The organism is Halorhabdus sp. CUG00001, assembly GCF_009797925.1.
In the GTDB taxonomy this organism is placed as follows: Archaea; Halobacteriota; Halobacteria; order Halobacteriales; family Haloarculaceae; genus Halorhabdus.
In genome coordinates, this window is record NZ_VOLB01000001.1 from 2528447 (window position 1) to 2544185 (window position 15739).

At 65.7% G+C, this 15739-nt stretch carries 17 protein-coding genes and 1 pseudogene; 12 read left to right on the top strand and 6 right to left on the bottom strand.

The annotated features are described in order from the left end of the window. Window positions 1-13: 13 nt before the first annotated feature. Genes nucS through FR699_RS12590 form a run of 3 tightly spaced genes read left to right on the top strand, consistent with a single transcriptional unit; the run spans window position 14 to window position 2138 of the window. On the top strand, window positions 14-784 hold the full coding sequence (gene nucS, locus FR699_RS12580) for an endonuclease NucS (RefSeq protein ID WP_370515565.1): 771 nt from the start codon (window positions 14-16) through the stop codon (window positions 782-784). 45 nt (window positions 785-829) lie between these two features. Next, the gene (locus tag FR699_RS12585) at window positions 830-1843 is read left to right on the top strand and encodes an NAD(P)/FAD-dependent oxidoreductase (protein ID WP_158855623.1); all 1014 of its coding nucleotides are present in this window, start codon (window positions 830-832) and stop codon (window positions 1841-1843) included. A gap of 43 nt (window positions 1844-1886) precedes the next feature. After that, window positions 1887-2138, top strand: a complete 252-nt coding sequence (locus tag FR699_RS12590) for a hypothetical protein (RefSeq protein ID WP_154552470.1) — start codon at window positions 1887-1889, stop codon at window positions 2136-2138. A gap of 17 nt (window positions 2139-2155) precedes the next feature. On the opposite strand, the gene FR699_RS12595 is transcribed toward FR699_RS12590, so the two are convergent. After that, window positions 2156-4717 (bottom strand): RND family transporter, encoded by a 2562-nt coding sequence (locus FR699_RS12595; RefSeq protein WP_158855624.1) that lies wholly within the window; start codon window positions 4715-4717, stop codon window positions 2156-2158. Between the two features lie 120 nt (window positions 4718-4837). Between FR699_RS12595 and FR699_RS12600 the strand changes: the two genes are divergently transcribed. Continuing rightward, complete coding sequence (locus FR699_RS12600; protein ID WP_158855625.1) at window positions 4838-5611, top strand: TrmB family transcriptional regulator; 774 nt, start codon at window positions 4838-4840, stop codon at window positions 5609-5611. A gap of 73 nt (window positions 5612-5684) precedes the next feature. Here FR699_RS12600 and FR699_RS12605 read toward each other — a convergent pair whose 3' ends face one another. From FR699_RS12605 to nikR, 4 genes are all read right to left on the bottom strand, one after another. Then, window positions 5685-5915, bottom strand: a complete 231-nt coding sequence (locus FR699_RS12605) for a hypothetical protein (RefSeq protein ID WP_158855626.1) — start codon at window positions 5913-5915, stop codon at window positions 5685-5687. A gap of 12 nt (window positions 5916-5927) precedes the next feature. Continuing rightward, a complete protein-coding gene (locus FR699_RS13445; RefSeq protein WP_255470259.1) occupies window positions 5928-6056 on the bottom strand; it encodes a hypothetical protein in 129 nt (42 codons plus the stop codon). Then, the gene (locus FR699_RS12610; protein WP_158855627.1) at window positions 6053-6406 is read right to left on the bottom strand and encodes a hypothetical protein; all 354 of its coding nucleotides are present in this window, start codon (window positions 6404-6406) and stop codon (window positions 6053-6055) included. Before FR699_RS12610 ends, FR699_RS13445 begins: the two co-directional genes overlap by 4 nt. 346 nt (window positions 6407-6752) lie before the next feature. Next, on the bottom strand, window positions 6753-7238 hold the full coding sequence (nikR, locus tag FR699_RS12615) for a nickel-responsive transcriptional regulator NikR (protein WP_154552466.1): 486 nt from the start codon (window positions 7236-7238) through the stop codon (window positions 6753-6755). 111 nt (window positions 7239-7349) lie between these two features. Here nikR and FR699_RS13485 point away from each other — a divergent pair. From FR699_RS13485 to nreA, 8 genes and pseudogenes are all read left to right on the top strand, one after another. Beyond that, window positions 7350-7967: pseudogene (locus FR699_RS13485) on the top strand (energy-coupling factor ABC transporter permease); the annotation flags it as partial. 57 nt (window positions 7968-8024) lie between these two features. Further along, complete coding sequence (locus tag FR699_RS13490) at window positions 8025-8282, top strand: PDGLE domain-containing protein (RefSeq protein WP_370515570.1); 258 nt, start codon at window positions 8025-8027, stop codon at window positions 8280-8282. Then, the gene (locus tag FR699_RS12625) at window positions 8269-9063 is read left to right on the top strand and encodes an energy-coupling factor transporter transmembrane protein EcfT (protein WP_158855628.1); all 795 of its coding nucleotides are present in this window, start codon (window positions 8269-8271) and stop codon (window positions 9061-9063) included. Before FR699_RS13490 ends, FR699_RS12625 begins: the two co-directional genes overlap by 14 nt. Further along, complete coding sequence (locus tag FR699_RS12630) at window positions 9060-9866, top strand: energy-coupling factor ABC transporter ATP-binding protein (protein WP_158855629.1); 807 nt, start codon at window positions 9060-9062, stop codon at window positions 9864-9866. The genes FR699_RS12625 and FR699_RS12630 overlap by 4 nt, the downstream gene beginning before the upstream one ends. A 38-nt stretch (window positions 9867-9904) precedes the next feature. After that, the gene (locus tag FR699_RS12635; RefSeq protein ID WP_158855630.1) at window positions 9905-11005 is read left to right on the top strand and encodes a M20 family metallopeptidase; all 1101 of its coding nucleotides are present in this window, start codon (window positions 9905-9907) and stop codon (window positions 11003-11005) included. Window positions 11006-11046: 41 nt separating this feature from the next. Further along, window positions 11047-12537: a carboxypeptidase M32 gene (locus tag FR699_RS12640; RefSeq protein WP_158855631.1), complete on the top strand. Its 1491-nt coding sequence runs from the start codon at window positions 11047-11049 to the stop codon at window positions 12535-12537. A gap of 80 nt (window positions 12538-12617) precedes the next feature. Beyond that, the gene (locus FR699_RS12645) at window positions 12618-13745 is read left to right on the top strand and encodes an ORC1-type DNA replication protein (RefSeq protein WP_158855632.1); all 1128 of its coding nucleotides are present in this window, start codon (window positions 12618-12620) and stop codon (window positions 13743-13745) included. A gap of 158 nt (window positions 13746-13903) precedes the next feature. Beyond that, a complete protein-coding gene (nreA, locus tag FR699_RS12650; protein ID WP_158855633.1) occupies window positions 13904-15184 on the top strand; it encodes a DNA repair protein NreA in 1281 nt (426 codons plus the stop codon). Window positions 15185-15226: 42 nt separating this feature from the next. On the opposite strand, the gene FR699_RS12655 is transcribed toward nreA, so the two are convergent. Next, a complete protein-coding gene (locus FR699_RS12655) occupies window positions 15227-15667 on the bottom strand; it encodes a DUF302 domain-containing protein (RefSeq protein WP_158855634.1) in 441 nt (146 codons plus the stop codon). Window positions 15668-15739 lie beyond the last annotated feature (72 nt).

Consider the following 15739-nt stretch of genomic DNA (forward strand, 5'->3'; position numbering starts at 1 on the left):
GTAACTGCGTCGCGTGTCCGACACAGGTGACGGTGACCAGACGCGCCCCGTGACGGCCCGGAATGGCCCTCTCGTCGATCCATCGCCCGAGCAGGCTCGCGAGTGCGTCGAGCGCGGGATCGATCGTGGTGCCCTCGTGACGGTCGTCGGCCGCTGTCGCGTCGAATACGACGGCCGGGCGAGCAGTACACTGGGGCCAGGCGACCGGTTGGTCGTCCTCAAACCCGATGGCACGGCGCTGGTCCACACCGACGAGGGCCACCAGCCAGTCAACTGGCAACCGCCAGGCTCGACCCACGAGGTCGCCACGATCGACGGCGAGGTCCGCATCGAGAGCCACCGCACCGGCCCCGACGAGGAACTTCGCGTCACTTTCGGGGCTATCGAACACGTCGCACGCGTCGACGTGACCGATCCCGAGGACCTCTCGCTTTCGGACACCGAGCAAGACCTCCGTGAGCGAGTCCTCGCGAACCCGGCCCTGATCGAGCAGGGCTTCGAACCGCGCTCGACCGAGCGATCGACGCCCGCCGGCGCGGTCGACATCTACGGTGAAGACGAGGCGGGCCGGGCCGTCGTCGTCGAACTCAAACGCCGCCGGGTCGGCCCGGACGCCGTTGGACAACTCGACCGGTACGTCCAGGCTCTCGCCCGTGAGCTGCACGCAGACCGGGAGTTGCGCGGCATCCTCGTCGCGCCGTCGGCGACCGATCGCGCCCACCAATTGCTCGCCCAGCAGGGTTACGAGTTCGTCGCCCTCGATCCGGCACCCGGCGACGCCTGAGCTGTCACCCCGTTCCTTTACTCGCTGCCGGTCGTAGGCCGGGACGTGACGCCGAACGTCTGTGTCGTCGGCGCAGGTATCGCTGGGGCCGGGGCAGCCTACGCCCTCCGAGAGCGGGCTGCCGTGACGGTCTTCGAAGCCGACGCCATCGGCGGGCGAATGGTCTCTGGCACCCGGGATGGGTGTGTCTACGATTACGGGGCTAACTACGTCGATCCGCCGGACGAGCGGGTCGAGGCCCAACTCCAGTCGGTCGTCGGCGACGACCTGGCCGTGACCACCGACGACGTCTGGATCTTCGACGCCGAGGGCACGATCGAAGAAGGGCGACCGAATCAAGGCCGGAAACTGAGTGGCCGTAACGGCATCGACGAAATCGTCGAGGCGTATCTCGACGCGAGCGGCGCCACCGTCCACGAGCAGACACCGGTCGACCATCTTTCGCGCACTGACGATGGCTGGCGGGTGACTGCCGGGGGCGAGCAACGGCCTTTCGACGCGCTCGTGGTGACACCACCGACTTGCGAGGTGCTTTTCGAGGACGCCGACTGGGAGGCCGACCTGCGCGAGCAATTGATCGCAGCCCGGGAACGGCAGTCCTACCGGACGATCGATTCGGTCGCGTTGCACTACCCCTTCGCGCTCGACGTGCCCTACTACGCGCTGGTCAACACTGACAAAGACCACGCGGTCGGCTGGCTCTCCCGGGACTCGTGCAAGCCCGGCCACGTTCCGGACGGCGAGGAAATCCTGATTGTGCAGTTGAGTCCTGCCTGGAGCGCGGGCCGGCCGGAGGCGACGCCCGAACAGGCGGCCGAGGCGGCGGCCGACCACGCGGCGACACTGCTGGCCGAGGACCGGTTGGCCGACCCCGACTGGTGGGACCACGACCGATTTACCCACGCGTTGCCGGGTGATCGCGTCAATCCGGCACTGGTCGAGTACGCCCTTCCTCACGACCTCGGACTCGCGGGCGACTGGCTCGCGGGAACGGGCCGAACCCATGCGGCCCTGGAGACCGGCCTGGACGCTGGGCGGCGACTGGGCAAGCGACTGTGACCGGCGGGGGAAGACTTATCCTACAGACGGCAGACGGGCGGGTATGTCGCTCACTCCGGAATCGACGGACGCGAAACCGATCACTGACTACATCGAGGAGGGCGCACGGATCGCCTCGATCTTGCTCGTCTGGGGTATCATCGCGGTCGCGGTCGGCTGGCTGTTCGACGACGTCGTCGCGGCCAGCGACCCCGGCGTCTTCGGGCTGAACGTCGGCGCGATCTTCTGGCTGACGGGGGTACTCAACGCCGTCCTGTACGTCGCGTTTCGGACCGTAGATCACTACCGGCGGTAGGGGACTGTCCCGGTTGCTTACTCGGCTGACGGATCCACACTGACCGACCTATCGACGTAGCGACTCCACAGCACCAGCAGACTCGGCAGGACGATCACGCTCGCGAGGAACGCATAGACGATCGCCGTCGCGGTGACGAACCCAAAGCGCTGCAGCGAGGGCACCAGCGCGAGCATGAGCACGGCGAACCCGCCGGCTGTCGAGATCGCACTGCCCAGTAGTGCACCGCCGGTTCCCCGGACTGTCCGCCTGAGCGCGGCGATCGGGTCACCCTGCTGGTGGCGTTCGTCGAGGAATCGATCGCCGATGTGGATGGCGTAGTCGACGCCGATCCCGATCCCGATCGAGGCGACGATCGCCGTCTCGGTGTTGAAGGAGATCCCGGCCAGGTACATCGTCCCGAAGATCCAGGCCTGGGCGAGTACCACCGGCGCGATGACGACGGCCCCCAGCGAGGCCGTCTCGTAGCGCCGCCAGAAGATCACCGTCAGGAAGGCGGCGATAACTACGAACGTCAGCAGGAAGCCCCACACGAGCGTAGTGAGCAGGCCCCGCTGGACGAGTTCCTGGACGATCGGCCGGCCGGTGGCCGTCACTCGGCGGTTCGAGTCTCCCTCCATCGTCGTCGCGACCTCGCGCATCTCGCTCGTCACGGTGCCGGTGTCGGCCCCGCCGACGAGGCCGACCGAGACACGCAGGGCCGTGTACGTGCCGTCGCTCCGGGCGAAGACCGCACTCGCTTCCTCGGGGGCAGCCTCGGAGACGGCATCGTAGATCGCCGTCAGATTCTCCTCCGGAAGGCCGTCGTCGTCGGGATCGTTCGCGGCGACCAGGCCCGCGACCGTCTCGTTTTGCTGGGCCACGCGATCGATCGTCTCGACAGGCCCGGTCACGCGGAGTTGCCCGTCGGCCAGGGTGACGGCCGTCGACGTATTCGCGAGTGCGCGCTCGCCGGCCCACAGCCCATCGAGCGTGTCTGGCTCAGTAACGGGCCCCTCGATCAGGAACGACGCCCGCGATTGGTCCCTGGACTGGACGAATTTCTCGTTGAGGTAGATGGCGTTTTCCCGGATGTCGTAGTCGCCGGGCTGGAGCCCCTCTGGCAGTGAGTCCATCCAGTCGGGGGAATCGGTCGGCAGGAAGTCCACCTGGTCGATCGAGGTGTCGATGTCCGTCGCCGCGACGCCGCCGCCGGCGCTCAACAGGACGGCCACGACGACGACGGCCACGGGCGCTCGCTGGGCCAACTCGGCCCCGACGCCCAGGACGCGGCCGGCGATCCCACTTCGGCCCAGCGGGCGTTTCGCCCGCGAGAAGCCGATCCGCTGGAGGAGACTGTCGAGTTCGACTTTCAGCGGCGGCAGGAGGACGCCAAAGACCAGGAACGCCGAGCCGATCCCGGCCGCACTGACCAGGCCGAACTCCTGGATCGACGTGATGGGGCTGACGACGTTCGAGGCGAATCCGACGGCGGTGGTGACTGTCGCCGCACCGATCGCGACCACGACGCCCGCGAGTCCACGCCGCATGGCCGAGCGGGGCGTCCAGTCGGTCTCGTCGAGTTGGGCCTCCCGATAGCGCATGACGACGTGCAACGCGTAGTCGATCGAGAGGCCAATCAGCAGGAAGGGAACGGCGATCAGGATCTGCGTGACGCCGATCCCGACCCAGCCCATGAAGCCAGCCATCCAGACCAGTACGAGGACAACGCCGACCAGTCCCAGCAGGACGTCCAGTACGTCACGGTAGGCCAGCCCCAGAATCGTCACGAGCAACAGCAGGGCGATCGGCGAGATCAGCGCGAAACTCTCGCCCGTGGCCTGGGCCGAGCGCTCGTTGACGATCCCTGCTCCGAAGACGAAGCTCTCGCCGGACTGGACCGTCTCCTCGGCCAGGTCCTCGATGGCGAATTGGGCCTCGACCAGTTCGGTCGGGAGGTCGTCCCCACCGGCGCCGCCAGTGTCTTGGAAGACGAACAGGACCCGGCCGGTCGCCGTCGTCGCGCCGGCCTCGTAGTCCGTCGAGAGCAACGAGTAGGGATCGGTCGGCCCCGCAACCTCTCGGTCTGGATCGAGGACAGCCGCGACGATCGCCTCGACGCGCGCTGGTGACAGCGAGTCGAGGTGCTCGATCTGGGCATCCAGTGTGGGCATTCCCTGCGCGCTGTCTGGTGGGCCAGTCGCGCCCCCGGACTCGGTTTCGGCCATCGCTGTCGTCGCGACGACGTTCGCGAGCCCGACGACCGGCTGGCGCTCCGTGAGCGTCCCCTCGATGGCTGGATCGTCCCTGATGGCCTGCTGGAGGCGTAGCGTTTCCAGCAGCGAGGATTTCGAGAGGACGTTCTCGCCGCGAACGACGATCTGGACGACGCTCGTGTTCTCACCCTCGGTCGTGAAGTTGGCCTCGATGCGATCCAGCGCCTGAGCCTCGGGCGAATCGCTCTCGAAACTCGCGATCGAGAGCCCCGGATCGACGCTCCCTGCCCCTGCCCCGACGACCAGCGTCGCGACGAGCATGAGCGCAATCACGAGCTTGCTATGGGTCGTTACGAACGCCGCGTACCGTTCGACTGTGTTCATTGCCCCCCCGTAGCATCCCTGCCGAAATAAATATTGTAGATATCTACAAAATTCATTCCGGTCCGGGACCACGCGATTGATGTGCCGGCCCGTCCAAACCCACAAACAGTCGTTCTCTCTATGAGTGCCCAGGATGCAATCGCCGCCTTGGAGCGACTCGGGCTTTCGAACTACGGGGCGCGGGTGTTCGTCGCGCTCCAGCAATTGGGTACTGGGACTGCCGAGACGATCAGTGACGTCTCAGAGGTCCCGCGGTCGCAGGTCTACGGTGCGGCGGACGACCTCGTCGAACGCGGGCTGGTCGAGGTGACCGAGACGACACCAAAGGAGTACCGGCCGGTCAGTCTCGGGGCCGCCCGCGAGCAACTGACGGCGGAACTGGAACGTGAACGCGACCGTGCCTTCGAGAATTTGGATGCCATCCGGGACGAAGCAGCCAACCAGCAGGGGAGCCAGGGCGTCTCCACGTTGCGCGGTCGCCAGCCGATCGACGAACGCATCGCCGACCTCCTCGCCTCGGCCACCGAAGTGGCCGTCTTCGTCGCTCCTGAGGCTGACTCGCTGTCGACCGAGATTGTCGATGCGTTGCGTGCACGCGCTAGTGCTGGCGTCGCGATCACGCTTGTGACTGCCACAGCGGCCCTGCAGGATCGGTTCGCGGCCGATCCGCTAGAGGTGATCGTCATGGGTGAGGACAACCCGGCTGATTTCGCCGGGCGAGCACTGATGGTCGACGAGGCGACGATCTTACTCGCCGTCGCGACCGGTGGGGATAGCGTCACAGAGGAGGCGCTGTGGACGGCCGAGTCGAGCATCGGTCGCATTTTGGCGGCGTTCATGCAGTCCGGGATGGCATCCGGACGCGAACGCAACTCCGATGGCGAGTCCGCCTGAGTAGCCAGAGTACGTCTCGCAGGTGTCTGCTCACGGCACTATCGAATCGCCACCTGGCCCAGCCAGCCCCGCGTTATCCGTCCGACCGAGCGTCTTCGACAGGTCCGATAAACTCCCAGTGGAGTGCTTTCGAGCCGTCGACTGTCGGTTCGAGTGTGACCTCGAAGAGCGCGCGACGCCCGGAGTCTTGTGGCTGTTTTTCCACGAAGACGCCGGTGGTGGCGGGCTCGATACGGTAGATCGTCCCACGGGCGTCTGCGCGAATACGATCGACGATCGCCTGCTGGTGGGTAGTAAATTCCATGGTGTCTCCCCGTTAGGCCATCTTCTGGTCCGCTTGGATCTGTTCCCACTCTTCGACACACTCCGGACAGAGGTGGCCGGTGAAGCCATCGACGGCGTATCGCTCTGTTCGAGTATCTTCCCCACACCGTTCGCATTTCATGCGTTCTCACCTCCCTGAGAGTGTCTCACGACTGGGGGGTGACTTTCCGTAAGCAGACGCGACGAGGCGTCGTCCCTGCCCGGGTGGTCGAGGTGGCCCCCCGGTCGCGGTGTGAATCCGCTGGTCGGGACCTCGCGGCCCTCGGCCACCGCGGTGGGTTCCTCGATGGCGTCGGCCTCGAGTGCTGGGGACGATGCTGGATCGACGTCTCCGTCCGTCTGCTCGATCGGGTCCACGCCCATCACTCCCTCGACAGCGTCCAGAGGGGACGCAAGCTTGGGACACGTTCGTTCTGCGTCGTCGAGACTCGCGATCGGCACGACCAGATGGGTAGCTTCGGTTGGTAGCATGGCTAGATCGATTCTCTGTTCCGGCTGTCCACGCCGGACCGGGCCGGCGGTCTCGGTGTCTAGTCCAGTCTTCTCCGGAGGTACGGAAAAATATTCCGAATATATTACCGTATCGGTTAATTCAGTTCAGTATATTTTTTATTCGTTCGAACGAGCTCGGCTCCGATATTCCAACTGGTCGTGACGATCTCCCGCCGTGTCTCCTCCCAGGCCTTCGTTGCTCTTGGCTCCGTGGAAACGAACAGACAGCAATCGATTCTCGTCACGTCCCTCTCGGTCGTCTCAACTCGGTGGCTCCCGGAACAGAGACGCGAATTCGTGACTGTGCCGGTGTTAGCCCGCGTCGCTACTTTTCGGTGGCGTGCGTGTGTCCGTGGTCGTGATCGTGGCTGTGTTCGTGGCCGTGGCTGTCGGTCTCGACCCCGCCTACGACGACGACTTTGACCTGTTTGACCCCTTCCAGTGCTCGCAGTCGGTTCGCGAGTTCGTCGATTTGTCCGGCGGTCCCACCGACGACCAGGGTCTCCATACACCGGTCTTCCGAGAGGTGGATGTGTTGGACTGAGGTGACGACGTCGGCGTATTCGTGTTGGATCGTCTGGAGGCGACCGGCCACGTCGCTTTCGTGGTCGTGTTCGTGGGCGATGACGATCGTCCCGTAGTGGCGCGTCTCGTTGCCACCCTCCCACGCGTAGCTCGTAAAGAAGTCCCGAAGGGCGTCCCGGATGGCTTCCGATCGACTCGCGTAGTCCCACTCCTCGACGATCCCGTCGAGCTGGTCGGTCATCGCTGGGGGCAGTGTCAGGCTCACCCGGTCTAAATCCTCGGTCATACCCTTGATTGGGTCGCCGGTCATATCAGCCTTGTAAATCCCCTCCCCTTCTCAGTATTATTCAATCTTCGAAACGTATTATTACCTCGCATGGCTTACGTCCCGCTATCGATGCATATCCTCGATGGCTACCTGGATCTGTGGATCGCTGCCCTCGCCGGACTGGCGTCGATCGCTGTCCTCGCGATGGCGGTCCATCGGTCTGGGCGTGCACTCGACGGGCCACGTGCGCCGTTGCTCGGCGTCACTGCAGCTGCAATCTTCGCCGCACAGATGTTGAACCTCCCCATTCCGGGCGGGACGAGTGTTCACTTCGTCGGTGGGGCTTTCGCCGCGATTCTGCTTGGTCCCCATTTGGCGGTCCTGGCGATGACGGCCGTCGTGGCGATCCAGGCGCTGGTCTTTGGCGACGGTGGCCTGATCGTGCTGGGCGGGAACGTCCTCGCGATGGCCGTCGTCGAAGTGTACGTCGGCTACGGTGTCTATCACCTCCTGGCTCCGTACCACGAACGCGGCGCGGTCTTTGCTGCCGGCTGGGCGGGTATCTCGGCTGCCGCGCTCGCCGTCGCGGTCATGGTCGGCGCATCCGAAGCCTTCGCCTACGAGTTGACGACCGTCCTGGCGATCGTGGGGGGCTGGCACGTCCTCCTGGGTGTCGCTGAAGGGGCGATCACGCTGCTTGCCTACGAGTTCGTCGCCGAGACCCGTCCCGATCTGCTGGCCGACCGGGTACCGACGATCGACCGGCGCCGGCTGCTCCGTCGCGGGACTGCCGTCGTCGGCGGACTGGTCGTCCTCTCGCCGGCGTTCGCCTGGGGCGCAACGCAAGTGAACTACACCGAGCCGTTAGAACACGCCGCGGAGACGACGGATGCGACCGCTCATGCCGTGACGACGCTACCGGGTCTGTTGCCGGGCTATGGCCTCGCTGGTGTCGATCCATACGTCGGCACGCTCGTCTCGGGATTCCTCGGGGCGGCCCTCGTCTTGGTCATCGGGTGGCTCGCCGGGCGACCACTGACCCCAGACAGTGACCTCCGTTGATCCAGTCGGGCGATCGGCCGGCACGCTAACCGATCGAGCGCGGGGCCTCCTGCGTGCGGAACGCGTCGCTACCCGGTCGGGCTGGCTTCAGGCCGTCCATCCCGTCCTCACGCTCTTTGGGATCGGTGGGCTGATCGCTGTCACTGTCACGTTCGACGCCCCGGGGCCACCAGCGGCCATGCTCGGGCTGACGATCGCGCTGGCTGCCCTCTCCCGCGTGCCGTTGCTCACCCACGGGCTCCGGACGGCCGTGCCGATGGCCGTCTCGCTGGTGATCGTCGCGCCACAGGCTGTCTTGCTTCCGGGCGAAACGCTCTCCGGCCCTCTCACTGTTCCGGGCGTCACATACGCGGCGACGTTTTCCCTCCGGGTCGGGGCAAGTGTCTCACTGCTCGGTCTGTTGCTGTCGACCACGCGGTTTGCCTCGGTGCTGGGTGCTCTCCGAACGGTTCGTGTCCCACGACCGGCCGTCGCGTTGCTCGCGATCACCTACCGGTATCTACTGGTCGTTTTCGAGGAACTCTCGCGGCTGGTGCTCGCTCGTCGGAGCCGGCGAATCCGTCCCGCGAGTCTCCGGGCGTCCTGGCGGGAAGCCGGGTCGTTGCTGGGGACTTTCCTCCTGCGGGCACTCGACCGCGGTGAGCGGGTCGGTCGCGCGGCTCGCTCACGTGGTGGCACGGCCGGCCGGACCTACGCTACCCGCCACGGTATCGGCCTCGCCGACGCCGCCTTCGCGTTCGTCGTCTTCGCGACGGTCGCCGCGGGGGTGTTGTTGCCGTGAACGCCCTCGCGGCCCGTGGCCTCGCGTTCGCCTATCCCGACGGGACGGCCGCCCTCGACGGGATCGACCTGACGATCGAGGCGGGCCAACGGGTGGCGATCCTCGGCCCCAACGGCGCGGGCAAGTCTACCCTGTTGTCGCTGCTTGCCGGCTTGCGTGAGCCAGCCGGTGGCGAGGTGTCCTACTTCGAGACGGACAAAGCGGCCGACGAACTCCGGGACCGGATCGCTCATTGCCCGCAAGCACCTGCGGACTACCTGTTCAACGCGACCGTTCGGGAGGATCTAGAATACGGTCCCGCCCAGCTCGGTATCGACCGGTCGGAGGCTGAGGGGCGGGTCGACGACCTCGCGGCGGCGTTCGCCCTCGATGGGTTGCTGGACAAGCCACCTTTTCGACTGAGTGGTGGCGAGCAACGCCGGGCTGCCCTGGCGGCCGCACTGGCCGTCGAGCCCGACCTGCTCTTGCTCGATGAGCCTGTGGCGGACGTAGACGCCGGCCACCGGGAGACGATCCTCGACGCACTCGACGCCCGCAACGAGGCGGGGACCACGATCGTCGTCTCGACTCCAGACGCCGACCTGGTGCCCCGGATCGCCGATCGGGTCGTCCTGCTGGATCGTGCCGGCACGATCGTCCGGGACGGTCCCGTCCGGGACGTGCTCACCGATGGCGACCTCCTCCGGGAAGTAGGTGTCTCACCCCCGCAACTCGTCGAGGCCTTCCAGCGGGCCGGCCTCGACGACCCGCCCCTGACTGTCGCGGACGCTGCCGATCGCTTACGCGACCGCGACGAGCGGTGACCCAAAGGGCTGTTACGGCCGGCCCCCTCCCTCGTGGTATGAATCCTCGTGAGCTAACGCGCGAACTTATCGCGATCCCGAGCCACCGCGGTCCGGACACCGACGAGGACGCCGCTGGCAAGTGGCTCGCCGAGTGGCTCGAAGATCGGACCGATGCCACGGTCCAGCACGACGACGCCGGGAACGTGATCGCCCGCCGTGGCGAGGGGACGACACTCGCCTTCGTCGGCCACCACGACGTCGTCCCGCCGGACGAGGACCAGATCACGGACGGCGAGTACGTCATCGCGGAACGCGACGGTCGCCTCTGCGGTCGGGGCAGTGCCGACATGAAAGGGTCGCTGGCCGCGATGTGCTGTGCCTTCCGGGACGTTCCGGTTCCTGACGGCGTCGAACTCGTCGTCGCTTCCTTCGCTGGCGAAGAACAGGGCGGTGAGGGCTGCCGGGCGGCCATCGATACTGGATTCACTCCCGAGTACGCCGTCGTCGGCGAGGGCTCGACTGGCTACTCCAGGGCGGGCGTCACCGACGTCGCGATTGCCCACAAGGGGCGTCGCGGGAGCACGATCGTCGCCGAGGGCGAGGCGGCCCACGCCAGTGAGGTCGAGGCGGGCGAGAACGCGATTTATCGGGCAAGCGATGCCGTCGACGTACTCCGGGACCTTCCGTTCCCGTCGACGACCGTCCAGGACCACGCTATCCAGGGGAGCCTCGCCGTCACGGAGATCGAGGGCGGGTCTGCCTGGAACGTCGTTCCCGAGCGCTGTGAACTCACTGTCGACGAACGCACGGTACCTGCCGATCGCGCGCCGATCGAGCGCGTCGAGACGATCGATGGCGTCTCCTGGACCGTCGAGCAGGATCTGCCGCCGATGGCCTGCGGGGACCGAGCGTTCGCCGACGCTGTGTTGACAGTGGCCGCGGATATACAGGACGGCGAGCCCGAACACGTCGTCAAACCGCACGCGACCGACGCCGGCTGGCTCGCCGATCGGGCCGGGACTGAGTGTGTAATCGCCGGCGCAGCCGAGCCGGGTGAGGCCCACACGGCCGGCGAGAGTGTCTCGTTGTCGGTGGTCGATCGCTGTTACCGACTCTATCGAGACCTTCCGGCCGCTTTTGCCGACCGAGTGGCCTGAAAACCGCCGGGTCTTTGGGAACGCCTGCCCGACCTGTGGGTATGTCTGGTTCAGCCGACACCTACGAGGACTTTCTGGAGTACGTCCGACAGCTCTCCTACGTACAGGACGCCGGTGGCCTCCTCCGCTGGGATCAGCAAGTGATGATGCCTGCGGGTGGCACGCCGGCCCGCACGAAACAGCAGTCGGCGCTCTCGACACTCCAGCACGACCTGCTGACCGACGACGAACTGGCGGGCTACCTTGCGGACCTCGAAGACGTCTCGCTCGATCCCGACCAGCAGGCCGTCGTCCGGGAGGTGCGCCGCGAACACGAGCGTGCCCGGAAGGTCCCCCGCGATCTGGTCGAGCGCATCTCGGAAGCGACCAGTGAGGCCCTGCCCGTCTGGGAGCAGGCCCGCGAAGAGGATGATTTCGAGAGTTACGCACCCATCCTGGAGAAACTCGTCGACCTCCGCCGAGAGTACGCCCACGCGATCGACCCCGACCGGGACCCCTACGAAGTGCTCTTCGAGGAGTTCGAGCCGTACCTCGGGCTCGATACCGCCGAACGCGTCCTCGAACGGCTCCGGGACGAACTCGTCCCCCTGATCGACGACATCGCGAACAGTGACGTAACTCAGCCCCGGCCGTTCGACGGTACCTACGACGTCGAGGCCCAAGAGGCGCTGGTCCGGGACGTCCTGGAGGTCGTCGGGTTCGACTGGGATCGCGGCCGGCTGGACACCTCTGCCCACCCATTCACGTCGGGCACGCAGTTCGACGCCCGGATCACGACCCGCTTCGACCCCGAGAAACCGCTCGATTCGCTGTCCTCGACCATCCACGAGTTCGGCCACGCGAGCTACGCCCTCGGCCTGCCTGACGACGAGTACGGCACGCCACTGGGTGAAGCCCGCGACCTGACGGTCCACGAATCCCAGTCGCGCCTCTGGGAGAATCACGTTGCCCGCTCGGCGCCGTTCTGGGAGTACATTTTGCCGACCGTCAAAGAGCACCTCGGCGTCGAAGCCAGTCCCGAAGACGCCTACGGGGCGGCAAACCGCGTCTACGACGACAACCTCATTCGGGTCGAAGCGGACGAACTCACCTACCACATGCACATCCTCGTCCGCTTCGAGATCGAGCGCGACCTCATCGCCGGTGATCTGGACGTCAGCGAGGTCCCACAGGTCTGGAACGACAAGATGGAGGCCTACTTGGGCGTCCGTCCCGAGACCGACGCCGACGGTTGTCTGCAGGACATCCACTGGACGAACGGCACCTTCGGCTACTTCCCGACGTACACGCTTGGCAGCGTCCTGGCCGCCCAGCTGTACGACGCTGCCGACGACGAGATCGGCTCGATCGAGACGGACGTCCGCGACGGCGAGTTCGACCCACTCTACGAGTGGATGACCGAGCACATCCACAGCCACGGGAAACGCTACCGGACCGGGGAGCTGGTTGAGGAAGCGACGGGTGAATCCTACAATGCCGATCACTTCATCGACTACGTGACCGAGAAGTACGGCGCGCTGTACGACCTCTGAGGCGGCCTGTTCGCTCTTTTCGCACCGTGATCGGCTTTTCCAGCCAAGAGTTAAGTAGCGTCCCGAGCGTCCTGAAAGTGATGACAGACGACCCCGAGGAGGGGATGCTCTCCTGGGACGAGTCCGTCTTCCGGGACGAACACGTCTTCGAGATCGACCACGTTCCGGAGACGTTTCGCCACCGTTCGAGCCAGATGGAGAGCCTGAAGTACGCCCTCCGGCCGGCGGTGCGGGGCTCGCGACCGCTGAACGTGATCGCGCGCGGGCCGCCGGGGACCGGCAAGACGACCGCGATCCAGAAACTCTACGGCGAGTTGCGCGCCGAGACGGACGTCCGGGTCGCCCGCGTCAACTGCCAGGTCGATTCGACGCGATATGCCGTGTTCTCGCGGCTGTTCGAGGAAGTCTTCGAGTACGAACCGCCGACCAGCGGCGTCTCCTTCAAGAAACTGTTCGGCCAGATCACCGAGAAACTCGTCGAGGACGAGGAGGTACTGACGGTCGCCCTGGACGACGTGAACTACCTCTTTTACGAGGGCGAAGCCTCCGATACACTCTACTCGTTGTTGCGCGCCCACGAGGCCCATTCGGGAGCCAAGATCGGCGTCGTCGTCGTTTCTTCGGACCTCGATTTGGACGTCATCGAGTCTCTGGACGGGCGCGTCCAGAGTGTCTTCCGCCCCGAGGAAGTGTATTTCCCGAAGTACGACGAGCCCGAGATCGCCGATATCCTCGACGAGCGCGTCACACGCGGGTTCCACGACGGGGTGATCGACGCGCCGACGCTCGATCGCGTCGCCGAACTGACCGCCCAGCAGGGTGGGGATCTCCGGGTCGGGATCGACCTGTTGCGCCGGGCTGGACTGAACGCCGAGATGCGCGCAAGCACGGCAGTCCAACGCGAGGACGTCGAAGACGCCTACGAGCAGTCCAAACACGTCCACCTCTCCCGATACATCAAGGGTCTCTCCGAGAGCGAACGCGCGCTGCTGGCAGTGTTGGCCGAGCACGATGGTGACCTCGCGGGGGACATCTACGAGACCTTCCAGGCCGAGACCGATCTGGGGTATACGCGCTACTCGGAGCTCATCAACAAACTCGACCAGCTCGGACTGATCGAGGCTACCTACACGTCCGTCGACGGCCGCGGCCGTTCGCGGGAACTCTCCTTGGCCTACGAGGCCGACGCGATCACCGACCGGCTGTAGGAGCCGGTAGCGACGTCATCCGTGCAGTGAACGCCGGGCGATGGACGGAGACGGGCATCGACAACCATGGCTTTCGACTGCCAATCCGTTAGACGTTGGTGTGGGTTCGGCGTCGTAGTCCCGTAGATTCTTACTGCTCGTGGCCCTACCACAGACAGATGCGCCTCGACGACTACATCGAGGGATTCGAACGTGACGAGGCGGCCCAGAAGCGTCGCCTCGCCAAGGAGAAGTCCTACGCGATCACCGACCACCTCGAAGACGTCGAGCGCCAGCTGGAGGAGACGCTGTCGGGTGACGCCTTGTTTGGCTCGACGGCCCCGGAAATCTTCGTCGGCCGGTCTGGCTATCCGCAGGTCAACTCCGGCGTCCTCTCGCCCGTTACCGACGACCACGACCCGACCGACTTTGCCACGAGCGGGAACTGGTACGCCAAGGGGCTGGGCATCGAGGACGTCCTCCAGCGCCGGACGGGGCTGCTCAACTCACAGCGCTCGGCCAAGGTGGACGTCGAGGACGTTTGGGACGGGTTCGTCGGCACCCAGCGTGAGGTCGCCATCGCCGACCGGCCCGTCGACGTCGAACTCGGACTGGACTCGACGCCCGAGATCGACCTGAGTGTCGACGATATCTCTACGCCCACCGGTCCCCGCGCTCGGGCCGAGTCGGCCGACCTCGCCGAGAACCCCCACGTCCCGCGGCCGGTGAAAAAGACCCTCTCGGACGACGACTGGCGGGCCGAGGGCGCGATGACCTACCTCTATCGCAAGGGATTCGACGTCTACGACGTGAATACGATCCTCTCGGCGGGGGCGCTGGGCCAGGGGGCCAATCGCCGGCTGGTCCCGACGCGCTGGTCGATCACCGCCGTCGACGATACCGTCGGGCAGTACCTTCGGGGCCAGATCCGAAATGCGCCGACGATCGACGAGACGCAGGTCTGGTACAACGAGTACATGGGCAACAACTACTGGATCGTCCTCTCGCCCGGGCAGTGGGAGTTCGAACTCGTCGAGATGAAAGCCCCCGAAAGCGTCTGGAATCCAGTCGGCGAGGCCCACTACCTCGCCAGCGCCCACGAGGGCTACGAGGGCCGGACGGGCTACGTCGCGGAGACGGCCGGCGCGTATTATGCTTCGCGGCTGGGCGTCCTTGAACACTTGACTGACCTGGGTCGACAGGCAAAGTGTCTCGTTCTCCGTGAAGTCACCGACGACTACTGGGCCCCCGTTGGCGTCTGGCAAGTCCGGGAGGGTGTCCGCAACGCCTTCGACGATCCCGGGGGATTGCCAGAAGACATTGCGGGTCGGTACGGCGTCGCCGAGACGTTCCGCGAGGCGGTGACGGGCGTCGCCGAGCAACTGCCCGTCTCGCTGGCCGCCCTCCGCCGCAAATCGGAGATGGTCGCCGGCCTGCAGGCCCAATTGAGCGATTTTTGAGGACGCTCACACTGTTTGGGGTCCCTGCGTGACCGTGAGACGTCAGAGGTTCCCGTAGGCTTCCTCGACGAATTCGCCGGTCTCGTCGATGATCTCGGCCATCTGTTCGTCGTCGGGGGCTAGCCCGACCAACCGTGCGATTCGCATGATCGAGACGTGATAGACTTCCTGGACGCCCGGCTCGATCTCGTGGATCACGACGTTACACGGGAAGAGACCCCCGATACGACCCTCGGTGGCGTCCAGCGTTCGATCTGCGATGGTCGGGTTGCAGGCTCCGAGGACGTGATAGGGGTCTCTGTCGGCGTCGATTTTCTCGTTCAGCAATTCCGAGGGGGAGAACTCCGTCGCGACGCCGAATCCGGCGTCGGTGAACGCCGTCCGGACGTGCTCGATCGCTTCCTCGTGGGCCATTTCCAGTGTCGCGCGTTCTTGACCGATGTCCGCGGGATCGATTTCGGTCGGGTCGATCGGAAGTGCCATACTGTCCCACACGGCCGGCCGGGAGAAAAGTTTCCGTGTCTGTGGAGCACTGGCTCGTCGAAACACTGCGGT